The organism is Staphylococcus sp. EG-SA-2, from assembly GCF_017152085.1.
Genome location: NZ_JACYHC010001283.1, coordinates 1 through 609, shown reverse-complemented (window position 1 = coordinate 609; position 609 = coordinate 1). Strand labels below are relative to the sequence as shown.

Below are 609 nucleotides of genomic sequence, written 5' to 3'. Positions count from 1 at the left end.
ATAGGATGAATAGGCGTACCTGTTCGCTGATAAATCGCATTGCCATCATGCACTTCATTTATTACTGTTGCATATTTTGCAGCGCGGTTATCTGCCCAAGTAATATTATTTGTTAATCTTTGATGTTTCTGATCCATCGCAATCAAGCTATGCATTTGCGCACTAAATGACACAAATTTAATATCATCTTTATTAACTTTGGATTCTCTCATAACATATTTAATAGTCATTAATACCGCATCAAATAATTCATCTGGGTTTTCTTCTGAGACATCAACGTTTGGTGTGTGTAAATCATAGCCGATTTGATGTTTCATGATGAATGTTCCATTTTCATCATATAAGACTGACTTGGTACTCGTCGTTCCAATGTCGACACCAATCATATATTTCATGACAAATCCTTCTTTCTTTCATTTTAATTCAACCAAAATCCTTCAATATCTTTACCAACATCGTCGAAATTTAAGTGAAACGCTTCTTTCAAAATTTGACTGTCGTATTGTTCCACTGCATCAATAAACACTTGATGATTATGATGTATGCGTTCAAAATCTTGCGGGTTCTGTTGCATACGTTGTCGCATGGATGTTAAAACGAGTGCCATCA

1 protein-coding gene and 1 pseudogene are annotated in these 609 nt (G+C 35.0%); both read right to left on the bottom strand.

Annotation, left to right across the window (positions count from 1 at the left end; translation table 11 throughout):
- On the bottom strand, nucleotides 1–395 hold a 395-nt coding region (locus IDG60_RS20750; protein WP_241013417.1), incomplete at its 3' end, for an FGGY family carbohydrate kinase.
- 23 nt (nucleotides 396–418) lie between these two features.
- A pseudogene (locus IDG60_RS20745) lies at nucleotides 419–609 on the bottom strand (GntR family transcriptional regulator); the annotation flags it as partial.